Source organism: Corynebacterium frankenforstense (assembly GCF_030211955.1).
Taxonomy (GTDB): domain Bacteria; phylum Actinomycetota; class Actinomycetes; order Mycobacteriales; family Mycobacteriaceae; genus Corynebacterium; species Corynebacterium frankenforstense_A.
In genome coordinates, this window is the sequence record NZ_JASODI010000007.1 from 19082 (window position 1) to 37498 (window position 18417).

The following is an 18417-nucleotide window of genomic DNA, read 5'->3' on the forward strand; positions in this document are numbered from 1 at the left end:
AGAAAACGGGTGTCAGCGCTTGCCCGGGCCCTTGAGGGCGACGACGTCGAAGTCGCCGGCGGCCAGGTGGGCGCGCAGGTCCTTCTTGTCGAACTTGCCCACCGAGGTCTTGTCGATGTGGCGCACGAAGGTCCAGTACTCGGGCAGCATCCAGCTGGGCAGCTGGTTGCGCAGCCGCCCGCGCAGGCGCTCGGCGGTCTCGGCGTCCTCCGGGACGTCGGGGTGGACCACGGTGACCACCAGCGGGCGCTCGCCCCACTTGTCGTCGGGGTAGCCGATGACGGCGGCCTCGACGACCTCGGGCGACTCCATGACCATGTTCTCCACCCCGGCCGAGTAGATCCACTCGCCCCCGGAGCGGATGACGTCGCGGGCGCGGTCGTGGACGGTCAGGTAGCCGTCCTCGGTCACGGAGCCGACGTCGCCGGTGCGCAGCCACCCGTCGGCGGTGAACTGGACCTCCGGCGTCTCGGCGGCGCGGTCGTCGGCACCCGCGCTGTCGGCGCCGACGTAGTAGGAGCCGGCGACCAGGGGACCGCGCACCTGGATCTCGCCCTGGTTGCGGTCGGTCGCGGAGACGACGCGGCCGTCGTTGACCACGCGGTAGTCCACGGTGGCGGGGAAGCGGCCCTGGCTGGTGCGGTAGGTCCAGCGCGCCTCGCCGGAGGCGCCGGCCGGTGGGCGGGCCACCGAGCCGACCGTGGAGGTCTCCGTCATGCCCCACACGTGCACGACGTCGACGCCGTAGCGCTCCTCCCACATCGACAGCAGCACCGGCGGGGCCTGGGAGCCGCCGACGAAGATCTCGGTCAGGCTCATCCGCTCCGGCGGGTGGTGCATGTAGTGCACGAGCAGCTGCATCCACACCGTGGGCACGCCGTGGGCCACGCGCGGGTGGGTGGCGGCGATCAGCTCGGCCAGGGTCTCGCCGGAGACGTCGGCGTCGGGCAGCACCAGCGGGGTGCCGGCCATGAAGGCGGCGAAGGGCACCGCCCAGCTGAGCACGTGGTAGATCGGCACGCAGCACAGGAAGCTCTGGCCGTTGGAGACGGCCATCGAGTCGGTGCCCAGCAGCGTCAGCGCCGTCAGGTACAGCGAGCGGTGGGAGTAGGCGACCCCGCGGGGCTCGCCGCCGGTGCCGGTGGAGTAGCACAGGGCCGCGGCGTCGTTCTCGTCGGGCACGGGCCACGCGTAACGGGTGGCGCGACCGTCGAGAAGCGCCTCGTAGGAGTGGACGCTGACCCCCTCGGGCAGCTCCACGTCGGGCAGCTCGGTGCCGATGAAGACGACGTGGCGCACCCCGGGGCAGCCCTCGAGGACCTCGGCGAGCCGGGCGGCCAACCGCGGGTCGGCGATGACGACCTGGCCCTCGGCGTCGTTGACGATGTGCCGGATCTGGCTGACCATCAGCTGCTTGTTCAGCGGGTTGAAGACGGCGCCCATGCACGGCACGGCGAACATCGTCTCCAGGTGCTCGGCGCAGTTGAACATCAGGGAGGCCACCCGCGCGTCCCCGGAGACGCCCAGCTCGTCGCGCAGGGCGTGGGCCAGCGCGGCGGCGCGGGCGGCGATCTGGGCGAAGGTGGTCTCCTCGCCCCGGCCGTTCTTCCACGTGGTCACACGGGTCCGGCCGTGCACCGAGGCGCCGTAGGAGAGGATGCGGGCCACGGACAGTGGTATGTCCTGCATCGTCGACTGCATGTGCTCCACACTACCGCCGGGGGTCGAAGTTCCACCGTCGTGGTGCCATGCGTTAGACTTGTCGCCGGATTGGCCGGGTGCCCGCCCGAATGTGGGGCCCGCCCCCTCCCGGGGCAGTTGCCCGACCCGCACGCGTGATTCAGCGGCGGAGACGGAGGGGAGACACGGCCGACCGGCATCGTCAGGCCCGAGGGGTGCACCGGGGTGCGCCCGCACGCGATTTTTCCGGGCCGCGAGAAGTCTCCACCCGGGCCGCGCGCGCCGCGTCTCCACCGCCGTGGGCCGCACCCGGAGCCACGAAAGGACATCTGTGACGACACAGGACAGCACCACCCCTGCCGTCGGCGGGGACCTCGCCGGAATGCGCATCCCCGAGCTGAAGGCCATGGCCGCCGGGATGGGCATCAAGGGGTTGTCGGGCAAGCGCAAGGCCGACATCATCGCCGCGATCCAGGCCGGGGGTGGCGGACAGGTGTCCGCGAAGCAGCCGACGAAGAGACAGGACCAGAACCGAGCCGTGGACAACGAGAGCAACGAGAACAAGGGCGGCGAGGGCCGCGACGAAGCCCGGGGCAGGCAGCACGACGCACAGCAGGACGGCCAGGGCCACAAGGACGGCCAGGGCCACAAGAACGGCCAGAACCACTACGAGTCCCGCTCCCAGGCGCGTCGCGCCCGCCGCAACCGCGCCCGCCAGGCCCAGCGCGAGCAGGAGAACCAGGACAACGGTTCCCGCGACGGCGGCCACGACGGCGGCAACACCGGCGACGGCCACAACAACAACGGCGGCCACAACGACGGCGGCCACAACGACGGCAACCACGGCAAGGGGCGGCGCCGCGAACGTCGTCGCCGCGGGCGTCGTAACCGCGACGGCAACAACAACCAGAACAACGGCAACAGCAACCAGCAGGGCGGCCGCAACCAGAACCTCGAGGACCTCGAGCCGGTCGCGGGCATCCTGGACATCGTCGACAACAACGTCGCGTTCGTGCGCACCACGGGTTACCACCCCTCGGAGAAGGACGTCTACGTCCCCAACCAGCTGATCAAGCGCTGCGGCCTGCGTTCCGGCGACGCCGTGACCGGCCGGATCTCCGCCGGCGGCGCCCAGGTGCGCGGTCGCGGCCGCAACCGCCAGAAGTTCAGCAACCTGGCCCACGTCGAGACCGTCAACGGCCTGAGCGTGGGGGAGGCCCGCCAGCGGCCCGACTTCGCCAAGCTGACCCCGCTGTACCCGAACCAGCGCCTGCGCCTCGAGACCGAGCAGAAGGTCCTGACCACCCGCGTGATCGACCTGATCATGCCGATCGGCAAGGGCCAGCGCGCGCTGATCGTCTCCCCGCCGAAGGCCGGCAAGACCACCATCCTGCAGAACGTGGCCAACGCGATCTCGACGAACAACCCGGAGTGCCACCTCATGGTCGTCCTCGTCGACGAGCGCCCCGAGGAGGTCACGGACATGCAGCGCAGCGTCAACGGCGAGGTCATCGCCTCGACGTTCGACCGCCCGCCGAGCGAGCACACCGCCGTCGCGGAGCTGGCCGTCGAGCGCGCCAAGCGCCTCGTCGAGCAGGGCAAGGACGTCGTCATCCTGCTCGACTCGATCACCCGCCTGGGCCGCGCCTACAACAACTCCTCGCCGGCCTCCGGCCGCATCCTCTCCGGCGGCGTGGACTCCAACGCCCTCTACCCGCCGAAGCGCTTCCTGGGCGCCGCCCGCAACATCGAGCACGGCGGCAGCCTGACGATCATCGCCACCGCCATGGTGGAGACCGGCTCGGCCGGCGACACGGTGATCTTCGAGGAGTTCAAGGGCACCGGCAACGCCGAGCTCAAGCTCGACCGCAAGATCTCCGAGCGCCGCGTCTTCCCGGCCGTCGACGTCGGACCGTCCGGCACCCGCAAGGACGAGCTGCTGCTCGCCCCCGAGGAGGCCCGCCTGGTGCACAAGCTGCGCCGGATCCTGGCCGCCCTGGACAACCAGGCCGCGATCGACCTGCTGATCAAGCAGCTGAAGAAGACCAGGAGCAACGGCGAGTTCCTCATGCAGGTCGCCTCGAGCGCCCCGATGGCCGCCGACAAGGACGTGGAGGACTACCTGTGAGCACCGAATCCACCCGCGTCGACGACGTCCTGTCCGAGTACCAGGGCATCGAGGCCCAGATGGCCGACCCGTCCCTGGCCGGCGACCAGGACGCCTTCCGCCGCCTGTCCAAGCGCTACGCCGAGCTCAAGCCGGTCGTGCAGGCCCACGAGGAGCACGAGAAGGTCGTCGCCGACCTGGCCGACGCCCGCGAGCTGGCCCACGAGGACCACGACTTCGCCGCCGAGGCCGAGCGACTGGCCGCCCGCGAGGTCGAGCTCGAGGAGAAGCTGGCCGACCTGCTCGCCCCGCGCGACCCGCACGACGGCGACGACATCATCATGGAGGTCAAGGCCGGCGCCGGCGGCGAGGAGGCCGCGCTCTTCGCCGGCGACCTGGTGCGCATGTACGAGAAGTTCGCCGACAAGCACGGCTTCATCTACGAGGTCCTCGACCTCGCGGAGTCGGACCTGGGCGGCGTGAAGGACATGACGCTGTCGATCCGCTCGAAGCACCCGGGCCGCGACGGCGCGTGGAGCGTCTTCAAGTTCGAGGGCGGCGTCCACCGCGTCCAGCGCATCCCCGTGACCGAGTCGCAGGGCCGCATCCAGACCTCGGCCGCCGGCGTGCTCGTCTACCCGGAGCCCGAGGAGGTCGGCGAGGTCGAGATCGAGGACAAGGACCTGCGCGTCGACGTCTACCGTTCCTCCGGCAAGGGCGGCCAGGGCGTCAACACGACCGACTCGGCCGTGCGCATCACCCACCTGCCCACCGGCATCGTGGTGACCTGCCAGAAGGAGCGCTCCCAGATCCAGAACAAGGCGCGTGCCATGCAGGTGCTGGCCGCCCGCCTGCAGCAGATGCAGGAGGAGGCCGCGGAGGCCGAGGCCGCCGAGGGGCGCGCAGCCCAGGTGCGCACGATGGACCGCTCCGAGCGCATCCGCACCTACAACTGGCCGGAGAACCGCATCTCCGACCACCGCATCGGATTCAAGGCCAACAACCTCGACCAGGTCCTTGACGGCAACCTCGACGACCTCTTCGACGCCCTGCGCACCGCCGAGCGCGCCGAGCGCCTCGAGGCCGAGTGACCGGCGCCTGGCGCGCCGAGCTGCGGGCCGCCGCCGGGCGCCTCGCGGCCGCCGGCGTCGAGTCCCCGGCCGCCGACGTGCGGCTGCTGGCCGCGCACCTGGCCGGCTGTGCGCCGCTGGAGGTCGGCTTCCTCGACGCCGCGCCCGCGGGCTTCGCCGAGGCGCTGGCCCGCCGGGAGCGCCGCGAACCGCTGCAGCACATCACCGGCACGGCCGCCTTCGGCCCGCTCGACATCGCCGTCGGGCCGGGCGTGTTCATCCCGCGCCCCGAGACCGAGGTGCTCGCCGACTGGGTGGTGCGCCGCCTGCGCGGCGTGCCCGCACCCCGGGTGGTGGACCTGTGCACCGGTTCCGGCGCGCTGGCCTGCTACATCGCCCACGAGATTGACGACGCCGCGGTGGTCGCCGTGGAGCTTTCCCCCGACGCGGCCACGTGGGCGCGTCGCACCGTGGCGGACAACGGCCTGGGCGGGCGCGTCACCGTCGTCGAGGGCGACGCGACCGACGCCGGGCTGCTGGCAGACATGGCCGGCGGCGTCGACGCCGTGGTGTGCAACCCGCCGTACGTGCCGGCCGCGGGACCGGTGGCCCCCGAGGTCGACGCCGACCCGGACCTCGCCGTCTACGGCGGGGAGTCCGGCATGGACGTCATCGAGAAGCTCCTGGACCCGGTCGCGCGCCTGCTGCGCCCGGGCGGGGTCTTCGGTATCGAGCACGACGACACGACCGCCGCGGAGACGGCGGCGCTCGTCGACGCGACCGGCCGGTTCACCCCGGCGGAGCACCTGTGCGACCTGGCGGGGCGGGAGCGCTTCGTCACGGCCGCTAGACTGTGAGTCCGCGCCCGGGAGGTCCGGACGCGGCAGAGCCTTGAAGAAGGGACCCACGTGGGAAACATCTACAGCTGTCTCGACGCCGCGAAGCGACGCGACGCCGTGCGGGCCGCGGCCGAGGCCGCCCGCTCCGGTGAGCTGGTGGTCACCCCGACCGACACCGTCTACGGCATTGGCGCGGACGCCTTCAACAACCCGGCGGTGGCCGCGCTGCTGGCAGCCAAGCACCGCGGACCGGACTACCCGGTGCCCGTGCTCGTCGGCTCCTGGGACACCGTCGCCGGCCTGACCTCCGGCGTCGACGAGCGCACCCGGGCCCTGGTCGAGGCCTTCTGGCCCGGCGGGCTCTCGCTCGTCGTGCCCGAGGCGCCTTCGCTGCCCTGGGACCTCGGCGACACCCGCGGCACCGTGATGGTGCGCATGCCGAATCACCCGGTGGCCCTGCAGCTGCTGCGCGAGGTCGGCCCGATGGCCGTCTCCTCGGCCAACATCCACGGCCACCCGGCGCCGACGTCGGCCGCCGCGGCGCGCCAGCAGCTCGGCGACTCCGTGTCCGTCTACCTCGATTCCGGGGAGGCGACCATCGGGGAGCCCTCCACGATCGTCGACATGTCCGGTGCGACCCCGCGCATTCTGCGCGCCGGCGCGGTGCCGGGGGAGCGCATCGCCGAGGTCCTCGGGCTCTCGCCCGAGTCCATCGGGGCCGTGGCTGAGGACGAGGCAGCGGACGCCGCCGCGGCAGGGGATGAGGAATAACCTGTGGGCGTCGGTGTGGCGGGCGTGCCCCTGCGCGAGCTCGGACTCGTGCTCCTCGTGGGCGCCGCGGTGACCTTCCTGGTCACCGGGCTGATCCGCTACGCCCTCGTGCGCACGGGCCGGATCGCGGAGATCCGCAAGCGCGACGTGCACACCCAGCCCACCCCGCAGCTCGGCGGGGTGGCGATGTTCACCGGCTTCATTGCCGCTGTATTCCTGGCCAGCCAGCTGCCCGCGCTCACTCGCGGGTTCTTGCCCGTGACCCCGGAGATGAGCGCGGTGCTCTGGGCCGGCTTCGTCATCGTCGTCGTCGGCGCCATCGACGACCTCTATGAGCTCGACGCGCTGAGCAAGCTCGTCGGGCAGATCCTCGGCGCCGTCGTGATGAGCCTGCTGGGCCTGAACTGGACGCTGCTCTACGTCCCGGTGGGGGAGGGCACCACCGTCGTCCTCGACCAGGTCCAGTCCACGGTCTTGACCACGGTGTTCACCGTGCTGCTCGTCAACGCGTTGAACTTCGTCGACGGGCTCGACGGCCTGGCCGCCGGACTCGGCGCGATCGCCGGCGGCGCACTCCTGCTGTACTCGCTGACCGTCCTGCACGACCAGGGCGGGGCCGTGGCCGCCTACCCGCCGGCGATCATCGCCGCGGGCCTGGTCGGCATCTGCCTGGGCTTCCTGCCGCACAACTTCGAACCCTCGCGCATCTTCATGGGCGACTCGGGGGCCATGCTCATCGGCCTTTTGCTCGCGGCGGCCGCGACCTCGACCTCCGGCAAGATCAACATGTCGCTCTACGGCACCGTCGACATGATCGCGCTGGCCAGCCCCATCATCGTCGTGGCCGCGGCCGTCTTCGTGCCCGTGCTCGACCTCGTGCTCGCCGTCGTGCGCCGCGTCTCGGCGGGCCGGTCGCCCTTCGCCGCCGACCGCATGCACCTGCACCACCGCCTGCTGCGCCTGGGCCACACGCACCGGCGCACAGCCCTGGTGCTGTACCTGTGGTGCTCCGTCTTCGCCTTCGGGGCGGTGTCCTTCTCCGTGGTCCCGCCGCCCGTGGCGGCGGGCGCCACCGCGCTCGCGCTCGTGCTCGCCGCGGCGGCCACGCTCGTGCCCCTGCGCGACGGCCGCATCGGGCCCGGGAGGCACCGCGCCGGCTGAGCGCGACGTCGGCAAGCGGTAGTGTTGACGGGCGTGAACGACACCGGAAACGACGCCCCCATCAACGAAGGCGACCACGACGACCCGCGCCGGCCCCTGCAGAGGGCGGTGCGCCAGGGTGGCATCGCGCTGCTCGTGGTCACGGTCGTGTCCCTGGTCGCGTGGGGGTGGGCACGTGACCTGCCCGGCATCTGGGGGGTCCTGATCGGCGCCGCGATCGGCGGCGGGTTCGTTCTGCTCACCGCACTGAGCGTGCTGCTGACCTCGGGCACCTCGGCGGCCACCACCGGCGCGGTCGTCCTGGGCGGCTGGCTGCTGAAGCTCGTCGTGCTCGTCGTCGTGCTGTTCGTGCTGCGTGGCATGGACTTCTACGACACCTGGGCGTTCTTCGTCACCGTGGTCGTCGCCCTGGTCATCGTGCTCGCCTGCGAGGCCTACGCGGTGATCACCACCCGGGTCACCTACCTGTCCGACAAGGGCTGACGACCATCCGGACACCGGCGCGCCCGGGCCGGGGGGGGATTCGGGGGTGAGTCCAGTCGGACAAACACACAGCGGGCTGATAGCCTGTTACGCGGGTCGCCTCAGCGTGGGCCAACGGAACCGTCTCCGACGGGGCCGGTTCTCCGACGTTGGGGCCTGTTCCCCTGCGGCCATTCCGGGATGAGCGACGGAGTCACGGTGGCCGCGGAATGACTGGCACGACCTCCATCGCACCGTGCGGAGCCCGCCGGCCGCCGCACGGCCCCTAGAACGGGAGAGAACGCTGAGCGTTACGACACTGGCCATGAAGGGGGAGTTTCACGCCCCCGAACTGGACCATGAATTTTTCCCGGGGTTCATGAAAGACGGCGAGGCCCACAACCTCATCTTCACGGGCTTCGCCAACGGCTGGTTTGCACTGGACCGCCTGATGATCGTCCGCCTGATTATGGCGGCGGTCCTGGTGGTCTTCTTCCTTGTCGCCATGCGGAACCCGAAGATCGTTCCGCGTGGGGTGCAGAACGTCGCCGAGATCGCGCTCGACTTCGTGCGCGTGCACGTCGCGGAGGACATCCTCGGTAAGAAGGAGGGGCGTCGGTTCCTGCCGATCATCGCCACCATCTTCTTCACTGTCCTCGTGATGAACGTGGCGACGATCATTCCGGGCCTCAACATCTCGCCGAACGCGCGCATCGGTATGCCGTTGACGCTGGCGGTCGTTGGGTACATCGCGATGATCTACGCGGGGAGCAAAGAGTACGGCTTCGGCAAGTACATGAAGTCCTCGCTGATCGTCCCGAACCTCCCGTGGCCCCTCCACTTCCTGGTGGTGCCCATCGAGGCCTTCTCGACGTTCGTCATGCGGCCGGTCACCCTGACCCTCCGTCTGATGGCGAACTTCCTGGCCGGTCACCTCATCCTGGTCCTGCTCTACAGCGCCACGAACTTCTTCTTCTGGCAGCTGAACGCCTGGACCGCGATGTCGGGGCTGACCATCGTCGCGGCGATCCTGTTCACGCTCTACGAGTGCATCATCATCTTCCTGCAGGCGTACATCTTCGCCCTGCTGGTTGCGGTGTACATCGAGCTGTCGCTGCACGCGGACTCGCACTGACAAGGCGCGAACCACGCGGTCAACTTCATAACCCCAAGAGCACACACCTCGTCCGGGGCCAGGAATAAGAGGGCCCGGACACCAAGAAAGGGAACGACTTTCTCATGAACGACATCATCCTCGCTCAGGCCGACGCCGCCGCTGCCGCCACCCCGCACCTCGGTGCCATCGGCTACGGCATCGCCACCATCGGGCCGGGCCTCGGCATCGGCATCCTCGTCGGCAAGGCCCTGGAGGGCATGGCCCGCCAGCCCGAGATGGCCGGCCAGCTGCGTACCACCATGTTCCTGGGCATCGCGTTCGTCGAGGCACTGGCCCTGATCGGCCTGGTGGCCGGCTTCCTGTTCACCAGCCTGTAAGAACACACGCAGCAGCACGAAGAACGGTTTCACATGACGAACGTCATCACCTACCTTGCGGCGGAGACGTTGCCCCTCGAGTCGGGCAACTCGATCCTCCTGCCCAAGCCCTACGACATCGTCTGGTCCATCATTCCGCTGCTGGTCATCCTCTTCATCTTCTGGAAGTGGATCCTTCCGAAGTTCCAGGAGGTCCTGACCGAGCGTGAGGACCGGATCGAGGGCGGTATCCAGCGCGCCGAGGCCGCCCAGGCCGAGGCGAAGGCCGCCCTGGAGAAGTACAACGCCCAGCTGTCCGAGGCCCGTGCCGAGGCCAACGAGATCCGCGAGCAGGCGCGTGAGCGCGGCAAGCAGATCCAGGCCGAGATGCGGGCGGAGGCGAGCGAGGAGTCCTCGCGCATCGTCGCCTCCGGCGAGAAGCAGCTCGAGGCCTCCCGACAGAGCGTGATCGCCGAGCTGCGTCAGGAGATGGGGCAGAACTCGATCAACCTGGCCGAGCGTCTGCTCGGCGGCGAGCTGTCGGACGCCACCAAGCGCTCCGGCACGATCGACTCGTTCCTGTCGGACCTGGACAGCCTCCCGGCAGGGAAGTGAGTGGGTAGTATGCACGCAGCAAGCCGCGACGCACTGTCGCATTCCTTTGTGAGCCTCGACGCGATCGTCGGTGACGACGTCGCCGCCGCGGCCACGACGGGCACCGAGCTCTTCGAGGTCGTCGAGCTCCTCGACGGGAACCGCCAGCTGCGCGTCGCCCTGGCCGACCAGGCCGTCGACGCCGAGTCTCGCTCCCGGCTGGTCGACGACCTCTTCGGCGGCAAGGTCGCAGGCACCACCCTCGACGCCGTGAAGGCGGCCGCGGGCCGTACCTGGTCGACGCCGCGACAGTTCCGCACCGGTCTGGTCGCGATCGGCCGCCGCGCGATCTTCCGCGCCGCGAACGCCGAGGGCCAGCTCGGACAGGTCGAGGACGAGCTCTTCCAGCTCGCCCGCCTGCTGGAGCGGGAGCCGCGGCTCACGCAGCTGCTGAGCGACGCCACGGTCGACGGTGACCGCCGGCGTTCGCTGGCCGCGTCCGTCCTCTACGGCAAGGTGTCCAAGTACGCCGAGGCCCTCGTCCTCCAGGTCGTGGGTCGCCCCGAGCACGGTCCGGTCGACGACGTCGACGCACTCGTCGCCGAGGCCGCGGAGTTTACCGGCCGGGAGGTCGCCCACGTGGTCTCCGCCGGCGAACTGGATGACCGGCAGCGCCAGGCGCTGGCCGAGAAGCTGGGCCGTGTTTACGGCCGGGACATCTCGGTGCACACCCAGGTCGACGAGTCGCTCCTGGGTGGCGCCACCGTCAAGGTGGGCGACGAGCGGATCGACGGTTCCCTGCGGGGCCGCCTGGACCGCCTCCGCGCCCAGATGGTCTAGTGCGGACGCTTGACTTTTAAAGATATTGAACGAAACTACCGAGAGCAGGAAGAACATGGCGGAGCTGACGATCTCCTCCGATGAGATCCGTAGCGCGATAGCGAACTACACCTCGAGCTTCTCCGCGGAGGCCTCCCGAGAGGAGGTCGGCGTGGTCGTCTCGGCCGCGGACGGCATTGCCCAGGTTTCGGGCTTGCCTTCCGTTATGGCCAACGAGCTCGTCGAGTTCCCCGGCGGCGTCATCGGCGTCGCGCAGAACCTCGACACCGACACCATCGGTGTCGTTGTGCTGGGCAACTTCGAGGAACTTGAAGAGGGCGACGAGGTCAAGAGGACCGGCGAGGTCCTGTCCATCCCGGTCGGCGAGGACTTCCTCGGCCGGGTCGTCAACCCGCTGGGCCAGCCGATCGACGGTCTGGGCCCGGTGGAGAGCGAAGAGGACCGCGTGCTGGAGCTGCAGGCCCCGACGGTGCTGCAGCGCCAGCCCGTCGAGGAGCCGATGCAGACCGGCATCAAGGCCATCGACGCGATGACCCCGATCGGCCGCGGTCAGCGACAGCTGATCATCGGCGACCGTAAGACCGGCAAGACCGCGGTGTGCATCGACACCATCCTCAACCAGAAGGCCAACTGGGAGTCCGGCGACAAGGACAAGCAGGTCCGCTGCATCTACGTCGCCATCGGCCAGAAGGGCACCACGATCGCCGGCGTGCGCCGCACGCTCGAGGAGCACGGCGCCCTGGACTACACCACGATCGTGGCCGCCCCGGCGTCCGACTCCGCCGGCTTCAAGTGGCTGGCGCCCTTCGCGGGTGCCGCGCTGGGTCAGCACTGGATGTACCAGGGCTACCACGTCCTGGTCATCTACGATGACCTGACCAAGCAGGCCGAGGCCTACCGCGCCATCTCGCTGCTGCTGCGCCGTCCGCCGGGACGCGAGGCGTACCCCGGTGACGTGTTCTACCTGCACTCCCGCCTGCTGGAGCGCGCGGCCAAGCTCTCCGACGACATGGGCGCCGGCTCGTTGACCGCCCTGCCGATCATCGAGACCAAGGCCAACGACGTCTCGGCGTTCATCCCGACCAACGTCATCTCGATCACCGACGGGCAGGTCTTCTTGGAGTCGGACCTGTTCAACCAGGGTGTCCGCCCCGCAATCAACGTCGGTGTTTCCGTCTCCCGTGTCGGTGGCGCCGCGCAGACCAAGGGCATGAAGAAGGTCGCCGGTTCGCTGCGACTCGACCTGGCCGCGTACCGCGACCTCGAGGCCTTCGCCACCTTCGCCTCCGACCTGGACTCCGCGTCCAAGGCCCAGCTGGAGCGCGGCGAGCGCCTCGTCGAGCTGCTCAAGCAGCCGGAGAGCTCCCCGCAGGCCGTCGAGTTCCAGATGGTCTCGATCTACCTCGCCAACGAGGGCTTCTTCGACGTCGTTCCCGTCGAGGACGTGCGCCGCTTCGAGGCGGAGCTGCAGGAGTACCTGCGCCAGCACACCCCGGAGGTCTACGAGCAGATCGACGGCGGCGCCCCGCTGACCGACGAGTCCAAGGCCGCCCTGGCCCGCGGTGCCGAGGAGTTCACCAAGACCTTCCAGGCCTCCGACGGCCGCCCCGTGGTCAACGACCCCAAGGTCGACGCGCTGGACCAGAGCGAGATCGAGAAGAACAAGCTCACGGTCTCCCGCAAGAAGACCAGCAACTAGTCGGGGAGGACGCATGACCCACGAGATGATGAAGGAAAGGAGGGACGTTATCCATGGCTAATCTTCGCGAACTGCGCGACCGCATCCGGTCCGTCAACTCGACCAAGAAGATCACCAAGGCCCAGGAGCTGATCGCTACCTCGCGCATCACCAAGGCACAGAACCGTATGAACGCTTCCGTGCCCTACGCCGAGGAGATCCAGAAGGTCGTGGAGCGTCTCGCCAGCGCGTCCTCTCTCGACCACCCGATGCTCAGCGACGACGGCGGCAAGGTCGCCGCGGTGCTCGTGATCTCCTCTGATCGCGGCATGTGCGGCGGCTACAACCACAACGTCTTCAAGAAGACGGCCGAGCTGACCAAGATGCTCGAGGAGGCCGGCTACGAGGTCGTCCTCTACGTGACCGGCTCCAAGGGAATCGGTTACTACCAGTTCCGGGGCACGGAGCTGGCGGGCGCCTGGAGCGGGTTCTCGCAGGACCCGAACTGGGACATCACCCACGACGTGCGCCGGCACATGATCGACGGCTTCCTCGCCGGTTCGGCCGGGACCGCGAAGACCCGCGAGGGTCTGACCGACCCCGAGCACGACGGCGTTCGCGGCTTCGACCAGGTGCACGTGGTCTACACCGAGTTCAAGTCGATGCTCTCGCAGGTGGCGCGTGCGCACCAGCTGCTGCCCATCGAGCCTGTCATCGAGAACGAGGACTTCGAGCTGGGCGACGGCATCCTGGAGGACGCCGGCGATCAGCCCGAGCCCGACTACGACTTCGAGCCGGACCCGGACACGCTGCTCGAGGCGCTGCTGCCCAAGTACGTCTCGCGCACGCTGTTCTCGATGTTCCTCGAGTCGGCGGCCTCCGAGTCGGCCTCGCGGCGCACCGCCATGAAGTCGGCGACGGACAACGCCACTGAGCTGGTCGATAACCTCTCGCGCGTGGCCAACCAGGCCCGTCAGGCGCAGATCACGCAGGAAATCACAGAGATCGTCGGTGGCGCTGGCGCGCTCGCCGAAAGCGGAGAAAGAGACTGATTATGAGTACAGCTCTCAACGAGCATGAAGCACAGCAGGCGACGGCCGCTGGCCGCGTCGTGCGCGTCATCGGTGCTGTCGTCGACGTGGAGTTCCCGCGCGGCGAGCTGCCGGCACTGTACAACGCGCTGAAGGTCGAGGTCACCCTTCCGGCCGTCGCCAAGACCATCACCCTCGAGGTGGCGCAGCACCTGGGCGACAACCTGGTGCGCACCATCTCCATGGCCCCGACCGACGGCCTGGTCCGCGGCGTCGAGGTCATCGACACCGGCAAGCCGATCTCGGTACCGGTCGGCGACGTGGTCAAGGGCCACGTCTTCAACGCCCTGGGCGACTGCCTGGACGCGCCGGAGCTCAACGACGACGAGTCGATTGAGCGCTGGGGCATCCACCGCGACCCGCCGCCCTTCGACCAGCTCGAGGGCAAGACCGAGATCCTGGAGACGGGCATCAAGGTCATCGACCTGCTGACCCCGTACGTCAAGGGCGGCAAGATCGGCCTGTTCGGCGGCGCCGGCGTGGGCAAGACGGTGCTCATCCAGGAGATGATCACCCGTATCGCCCGCGAGTTCTCCGGTACGTCGGTCTTCTCCGGCGTCGGTGAGCGCACCCGTGAGGGCACGGACCTCTTCCTCGAGATGGAGGAGATGGGCGTGCTCCAGGACACCGCGCTCGTGTTCGGCCAGATGGACGAGCCGCCGGGAGTCCGTATGCGCGTCGCCCTGTCCGGCCTGACCATGGCGGAGTACTTCCGTGACGTGCAGCACCAGGACGTGCTGCTGTTCATCGACAACATCTTCCGCTTCACCCAGGCCGGCTCCGAGGTGTCGACCCTGCTGGGCCGCATGCCGTCGGCCGTCGGTTACCAGCCGACCCTGGCCGACGAGATGGGCGTCCTGCAGGAGCGAATCACCTCGACCAAGGGCCGTTCGATCACCTCGCTGCAGGCCGTCTACGTGCCCGCCGACGACTACACCGACCCGGCCCCGGCGACCACGTTCGCCCACCTGGACGCGACCACCGAGCTCGACCGTGGCATCGCCTCGAAGGGCATCTACCCCGCGGTGAACCCGCTGACCTCGACCTCCCGCATCCTGGAGCCGTCGATCGTCGGCGAGCACCACTACGAGGTGGCGCAGCGCGTGATCAACATCCTCCAGAAGAACAAGGAGCTCCAGGACATCATCGCGATCCTGGGCATGGACGAGCTGTCCGAGGAGGACAAGATCACCGTCCAGCGTGCCCGTCGCATCGAGCGCTTCCTGGGCCAGAACTTCTTCGTGGCCCAGAAGTTCACGGGCCTGGAGGGCTCCTACGTCCCGCTGAAGGACACCATCGACGCCTTCGAGCGCATCTGCAACGGTGAGTACGACAACTACCCGGAGCAGGCCTTCAACGGCCTCGGTGGCCTGGACGACGTCGAGGCGGCCTACAAGAAGATGACCGAGAAGTAGGGGGTCGCCATGGCTGACATCACCGTGGAACTGGTCTCCGTGGAACGGAAGCTGTGGTCGGGTAAGGCCACGATCCTGACCGCGCAGACCACCGAGGGTGAGATCGGCGTGCTGCCCGGGCACGAGCCGATGCTCGGCCAGCTGACCGAGAACGGCGTCGTGACGGTCCGACCCGTCGACGGCGACCGCCGCGTCGCCGCCGTGCAGGGCGGATTCCTGTCCGTCTCGAAGGAGAAGGTCACCGTCCTGGCCGACTGGGCCGAGTGGGCCGACGAGGTCGACCGCGCCCAGGCCGAGGCCGACGCCGACTCCGACGACGAGATGGTGCGCGGCCGCGGCCAGGCCGCCCTGCGTGCGCTGCAGCGCCTGGAGGAGGCCTAGCGCTCCGGTACACCTTTGGAACCACCCCGTACCCGCCACCGGCGGGGGCGGGGTGGTTCTTTGTCGTCTGCGCGATAGACTTGCCCAAAGGGATCCGGGAGGTCCGTGGCAGGCTCGCGTAAAGGAGTTCCCCCGAGTGACGGTCGTTGTCTGGGTGTTCGTGGCGTTTCTGGCCGTCGGGGCGGCGCTCGCCGCGCGCCGGTTCCTCCTGCTGCGCTCGACGGGGGCGACCGTGGTCCTGCGCCGGCTGCCGGCCAACGGCGCCCACGGCTGGCGCCACGGACTGGTGCGCTACGACGGGGACTTCCTGCACTATTACAAGCTGCGCTCGATCGCGCCGGGGCCGGACTCGACCTTCCACCGCGTGGAGCTCACGCTGGGCCGCCGCCGCGAGCTGACCCCCAGCGAGGCCGCGTTCATGCCCGACGGCTACCACGTGCTCCCCTTCCGCAGCGCCGGCGTCGAGTGGGAGATCGCCTGCGCCCCGCACGCCGAGATGGGCTTCACCGCCTGGCTGGAGTCCGCCCCGGACGTCCGCCAGGAGCGCCCGGACTTTTACCGCCTACGCGCCCGCATCCGCCGCGAGCGCCGCGAACGGCGGCGCTGAGCCCCGCGGCACGCGTGCGCGCACCCGGCGGGTACCCTGGTGCACCATGCGTCTCGTCATCGCCCGTTGCTCCGTGGACTACGTCGGCCGTCTGGAAGCCCACCTGCCCCCGGCCGACCGCCTGCTGATGCTCAAGGCCGACGGTTCGGTCTCGGTGCACGCCGACGACCGCGCCTACAAGCCGCTGAACTGGATGACCCCGCCGTGCACGGTGCACACCTCCGAGATCGTCGACGCCGACGGCGAGGACACCGGTGAGGAGCTCTGGGTGGTGGAGAACCCCAAGGGAGAGCAGCTGCGCATCACCGTCGAGAAGATCCACGCGGAGCTTAACCGTGACCTCGGCGAGGACCCCGGCCTGGTCAAGGACGGCGTGGAGGCCCATCTCCAGGAGCTGCTCGCCGAGCAGATCGAGGAGCTCGGCGTCGGCTACACGCTCATCCGCCGCGAGTACCCGACCGCGATCGGCCCGGTGGACATCCTCGCCCGCGACGCCGAGGGGCACACGGTGGCCGTGGAGATCAAGCGCCGCGGCAACATCGACGGCGTCGAGCAGCTGACCCGCTACCTCGAGCTGCTCAACCGCGACGCGCTGCTGGCCCCGGTCGACGGCGTCTTCGCCGCCCAGGAGATCAAGCCGCAGGCGCGCACCCTGGCCGAGGACCGCGGCATCCGCTGCCAGATCCTCGACTACGCCAAGATGCGCGGCACCGAGTCCGACGAGCTGAGGCTGTTCTAGATGCCGCGGCACAACCGGCGCGGGCGCGTCGAGCCGCGGCCCGTGCCCGCCCTGTGGTCCAACCGGGTCACCGGGCCGGGCGGCGGCGACTTCGAGATGCGCCCCGTCACCGCCGACCGCGCACACAAGCGCTACACCTGCCCGCACTGCATGGGGCCGATCGAACCCGGGGTGGCCCACGTGGTCGCCTGGCCGCGCCACGACCCGGAGTCGCGCCGTCACTGGCACTCCGGCTGCTGGCACCGTGCGGCGCGCACCCGCGGCTAGCCTCGGTACCCCGCGGGTAGTGTGGGGCCCATGATCATCGCCTTTTCCGTGGCGCCCACCGAGACCCCGAACGCGGAGGCGGAGATGTCCGCCGCCGTCGCCGAGGCCGTCCGCGTGGTGCGCGAGTCGGGTCTGCCCAACGAGACCAACGCCATGTTCACCCTCCTGGAGGGGGAGTGGGACGAGGTCATGGACGTCGTCCACCGCGCCTGCGAGGCCGTCGCCGCGGTCTCCCCGCGCGTCTCGCTCGTGCTCAAGGCCGACATCCGCCCGGGCTACACCGACCGCATCCACGGCAAGGTCGAATCGCTGGAACGCCACCTCAAGGAGGACTGACTTGACCGCACCCGACCGTTTCACCTCCCGCGCCGTCGACCTGGGACAGCTTGCCGACGCCGCGCGCGAACGCCAGGCGGACAAGGCTGGCGCCGCCGCCTACGTGGAGTTGTCCCCCGAGAACGCCGAACGCGAGATGGTGCGCCGCTCCACCCAGGTGCCCGTCGTGGTGCTGGTGGGCACGGCCCGCAGCCCCGAGTCCGAGCAGCTGCGCGCCGACCTGCGCGCCCTGGCCGAGGGCCAGGAGAAGACCGGCTTCGTCTTCGGCTACCTGGACGCCGACGCCCAGGCGCGCCTCGCCCAGGCCCTGGGCGTGCAGGGGCTGCCGACCGTGCTGGCGCTCGCCGCCGGGCGCCCCGTGGCCAGCTTCCAGGGCGGCCAGCCCGCCGAGCAGCTGCGCGGCTGGGTCGGCGCGCTCGTCGAGCAGGTCGGCCCGCAGCTCGAGGGGCTGCGGGCCGACGGCGGCGAGGAGGAGGCCGACGACCCGCGCTTCACCGCGGCCGCGGATCTCATCGCCGCCGGCGACCCCGCGGCGGCCGTCGATGCCTACCAGGTCATCGTGGACGCCGAGCCGGACAACACCCGGGCGCGCCAGGCGCGCGACAACGCGAAGCTGCTCGTGCGCCTGGCGGAGCACACGGCGCCCGGCGCCGACCCGGTGTCGGACGCCGACGCCGACCCCCGCGACGTCGGCAAGCAGTTCGCCGCGGCGGACGCCGAGGTCGCCGCGGGCGCGCCGGAGCGCGCCTTCGAGCGCCTGATCGCGCTGCTGACGACGCTGGCCGGCGACGAGCGCGACCGCGTGCGCGACCGGCTCGTCGAGCTGTTCGCCCTCTTCGACGCCGGCGACGAGCGCGTCATCGCCGCGCGCACGAAAATGGCCAGCGCGCTGTTCTAGCGCCGCCG

At 70.0% G+C, this 18417-nt stretch carries 20 protein-coding genes; 19 read left to right on the top strand and 1 reads right to left on the bottom strand.

Translation table 11 applies throughout. From position 1 onward, the window contains the following. Window positions 1-12: 12 nt before the first annotated feature. Complete coding sequence (locus QP119_RS04865; protein WP_284774045.1) at window positions 13-1701, bottom strand: long-chain fatty-acid--CoA ligase; 1689 nt, start codon at window positions 1699-1701, stop codon at window positions 13-15. Window positions 1702-2062: 361 nt separating this feature from the next. Here QP119_RS04865 and rho point away from each other — a divergent pair, with 361 nt between their 5' ends. From rho to QP119_RS04960, 19 genes are all read left to right on the top strand, one after another. Beyond that, on the top strand, window positions 2063-3808 hold the full coding sequence (gene rho / locus QP119_RS04870) for a transcription termination factor Rho (RefSeq protein WP_284774199.1): 1746 nt from the start codon (window positions 2063-2065) through the stop codon (window positions 3806-3808). After that, window positions 3805-4878, top strand: coding sequence for a peptide chain release factor 1 (gene prfA, locus QP119_RS04875; RefSeq protein ID WP_284774047.1), 1074 nt, complete (start codon window positions 3805-3807; stop codon window positions 4876-4878). Before rho ends, prfA begins: the two co-directional genes overlap by 4 nt. After that, complete coding sequence (prmC, locus tag QP119_RS04880; RefSeq protein WP_284774050.1) at window positions 4875-5714, top strand: peptide chain release factor N(5)-glutamine methyltransferase; 840 nt, start codon at window positions 4875-4877, stop codon at window positions 5712-5714. Before prfA ends, prmC begins: the two co-directional genes overlap by 4 nt. A 51-nt stretch (window positions 5715-5765) precedes the next feature. Beyond that, entirely contained in the window at window positions 5766-6467 is a 702-nt protein-coding gene (locus QP119_RS04885; RefSeq protein WP_284774052.1) for an L-threonylcarbamoyladenylate synthase, read from the top strand. Window positions 6468-6470: 3 nt separating this feature from the next. Then, complete coding sequence (locus QP119_RS04890; RefSeq protein WP_284774054.1) at window positions 6471-7628, top strand: MraY family glycosyltransferase; 1158 nt, start codon at window positions 6471-6473, stop codon at window positions 7626-7628. Between the two features lie 24 nt (window positions 7629-7652). Further along, window positions 7653-8111, top strand: coding sequence for a hypothetical protein (locus tag QP119_RS04895; protein ID WP_423777757.1), 459 nt, complete (start codon window positions 7653-7655; stop codon window positions 8109-8111). 304 nt (window positions 8112-8415) lie between these two features. Next, the gene (gene atpB / locus QP119_RS04900) at window positions 8416-9225 is read left to right on the top strand and encodes a F0F1 ATP synthase subunit A (RefSeq protein ID WP_284774056.1); all 810 of its coding nucleotides are present in this window, start codon (window positions 8416-8418) and stop codon (window positions 9223-9225) included. Between the two features lie 104 nt (window positions 9226-9329). After that, window positions 9330-9584, top strand: a complete 255-nt coding sequence (locus tag QP119_RS04905; protein WP_075664014.1) for an ATP synthase F0 subunit C — start codon at window positions 9330-9332, stop codon at window positions 9582-9584. A 33-nt stretch (window positions 9585-9617) separates the two neighbouring features. After that, window positions 9618-10178 (top strand): F0F1 ATP synthase subunit B, encoded by a 561-nt coding sequence (locus QP119_RS04910; RefSeq protein WP_075664013.1) that lies wholly within the window; start codon window positions 9618-9620, stop codon window positions 10176-10178. Window positions 10179-10187: 9 nt separating this feature from the next. Next, on the top strand, window positions 10188-10997 hold the full coding sequence (locus tag QP119_RS04915; RefSeq protein WP_284774058.1) for a F0F1 ATP synthase subunit delta: 810 nt from the start codon (window positions 10188-10190) through the stop codon (window positions 10995-10997). Between the two features lie 55 nt (window positions 10998-11052). Beyond that, complete coding sequence (gene atpA, locus QP119_RS04920; protein ID WP_284774202.1) at window positions 11053-12696, top strand: F0F1 ATP synthase subunit alpha; 1644 nt, start codon at window positions 11053-11055, stop codon at window positions 12694-12696. 53 nt (window positions 12697-12749) lie between these two features. Then, the gene (locus QP119_RS04925) at window positions 12750-13727 is read left to right on the top strand and encodes a F0F1 ATP synthase subunit gamma (protein ID WP_284774060.1); all 978 of its coding nucleotides are present in this window, start codon (window positions 12750-12752) and stop codon (window positions 13725-13727) included. A 2-nt stretch (window positions 13728-13729) separates the two neighbouring features. Continuing rightward, a complete protein-coding gene (atpD, locus tag QP119_RS04930) occupies window positions 13730-15181 on the top strand; it encodes a F0F1 ATP synthase subunit beta (protein ID WP_284774062.1) in 1452 nt (483 codons plus the stop codon). Between the two features lie 9 nt (window positions 15182-15190). Then, window positions 15191-15562 carry a F0F1 ATP synthase subunit epsilon gene (locus QP119_RS04935; protein WP_284774064.1) on the top strand — a complete coding sequence of 124 codons (372 nt, stop codon included), beginning with the start codon at window positions 15191-15193 and terminating at the stop codon, window positions 15560-15562. 136 nt (window positions 15563-15698) lie between these two features. Beyond that, entirely contained in the window at window positions 15699-16169 is a 471-nt protein-coding gene (locus QP119_RS04940) for a DUF2550 domain-containing protein (RefSeq protein ID WP_284774066.1), read from the top strand. Between the two features lie 46 nt (window positions 16170-16215). Further along, window positions 16216-16908: an endonuclease NucS gene (nucS, locus tag QP119_RS04945; RefSeq protein ID WP_284774068.1), complete on the top strand. Its 693-nt coding sequence runs from the start codon at window positions 16216-16218 to the stop codon at window positions 16906-16908. After that, window positions 16909-17175, top strand: a complete 267-nt coding sequence (locus QP119_RS04950; RefSeq protein WP_284774070.1) for a hypothetical protein — start codon at window positions 16909-16911, stop codon at window positions 17173-17175. Between the two features lie 30 nt (window positions 17176-17205). Further along, window positions 17206-17511 carry a thiamine-binding protein gene (locus tag QP119_RS04955; protein ID WP_284774072.1) on the top strand — a complete coding sequence of 102 codons (306 nt, stop codon included), beginning with the start codon at window positions 17206-17208 and terminating at the stop codon, window positions 17509-17511. Between the two features lies 1 nt (window position 17512). Next, the gene (locus tag QP119_RS04960; RefSeq protein ID WP_284774075.1) at window positions 17513-18409 is read left to right on the top strand and encodes a tetratricopeptide repeat protein; all 897 of its coding nucleotides are present in this window, start codon (window positions 17513-17515) and stop codon (window positions 18407-18409) included. Window positions 18410-18417: the final 8 nt, after the last annotated feature.

What these genes read in the sequence shown, in the direction of transcription:
- QP119_RS04865 (WP_284774045.1), bottom strand. Translation starts at nt 1,701, where the DNA reads ATGCAGTCGACGATGCAGGACATACCACTGTCCGTGGCCCGCATCCTC.
- rho (WP_284774199.1), top strand. Translation starts at nt 2,063, where the DNA reads ATGCGCATCCCCGAGCTGAAGGCCATGGCCGCCGGGATGGGCATCAAG.
- atpB (WP_284774056.1), top strand. Translation starts at nt 8,416, where the DNA reads ATGAAGGGGGAGTTTCACGCCCCCGAACTGGACCATGAATTTTTCCCG.
- QP119_RS04905 (WP_075664014.1), top strand. Translation starts at nt 9,330, where the DNA reads ATGAACGACATCATCCTCGCTCAGGCCGACGCCGCCGCTGCCGCCACC.
- QP119_RS04910 (WP_075664013.1), top strand. Translation starts at nt 9,618, where the DNA reads ATGACGAACGTCATCACCTACCTTGCGGCGGAGACGTTGCCCCTCGAG.
- QP119_RS04915 (WP_284774058.1), top strand. Translation starts at nt 10,188, where the DNA reads ATGCACGCAGCAAGCCGCGACGCACTGTCGCATTCCTTTGTGAGCCTC.
- atpA (WP_284774202.1), top strand. Translation starts at nt 11,053, where the DNA reads ATGGCGGAGCTGACGATCTCCTCCGATGAGATCCGTAGCGCGATAGCG.
- QP119_RS04925 (WP_284774060.1), top strand. Translation starts at nt 12,750, where the DNA reads ATGGCTAATCTTCGCGAACTGCGCGACCGCATCCGGTCCGTCAACTCG.
- atpD (WP_284774062.1), top strand. Translation starts at nt 13,730, where the DNA reads ATGAGTACAGCTCTCAACGAGCATGAAGCACAGCAGGCGACGGCCGCT.
- QP119_RS04935 (WP_284774064.1), top strand. Translation starts at nt 15,191, where the DNA reads ATGGCTGACATCACCGTGGAACTGGTCTCCGTGGAACGGAAGCTGTGG.
- nucS (WP_284774068.1), top strand. Translation starts at nt 16,216, where the DNA reads ATGCGTCTCGTCATCGCCCGTTGCTCCGTGGACTACGTCGGCCGTCTG.
- QP119_RS04950 (WP_284774070.1), top strand. Translation starts at nt 16,909, where the DNA reads ATGCCGCGGCACAACCGGCGCGGGCGCGTCGAGCCGCGGCCCGTGCCC.
- QP119_RS04955 (WP_284774072.1), top strand. Translation starts at nt 17,206, where the DNA reads ATGATCATCGCCTTTTCCGTGGCGCCCACCGAGACCCCGAACGCGGAG.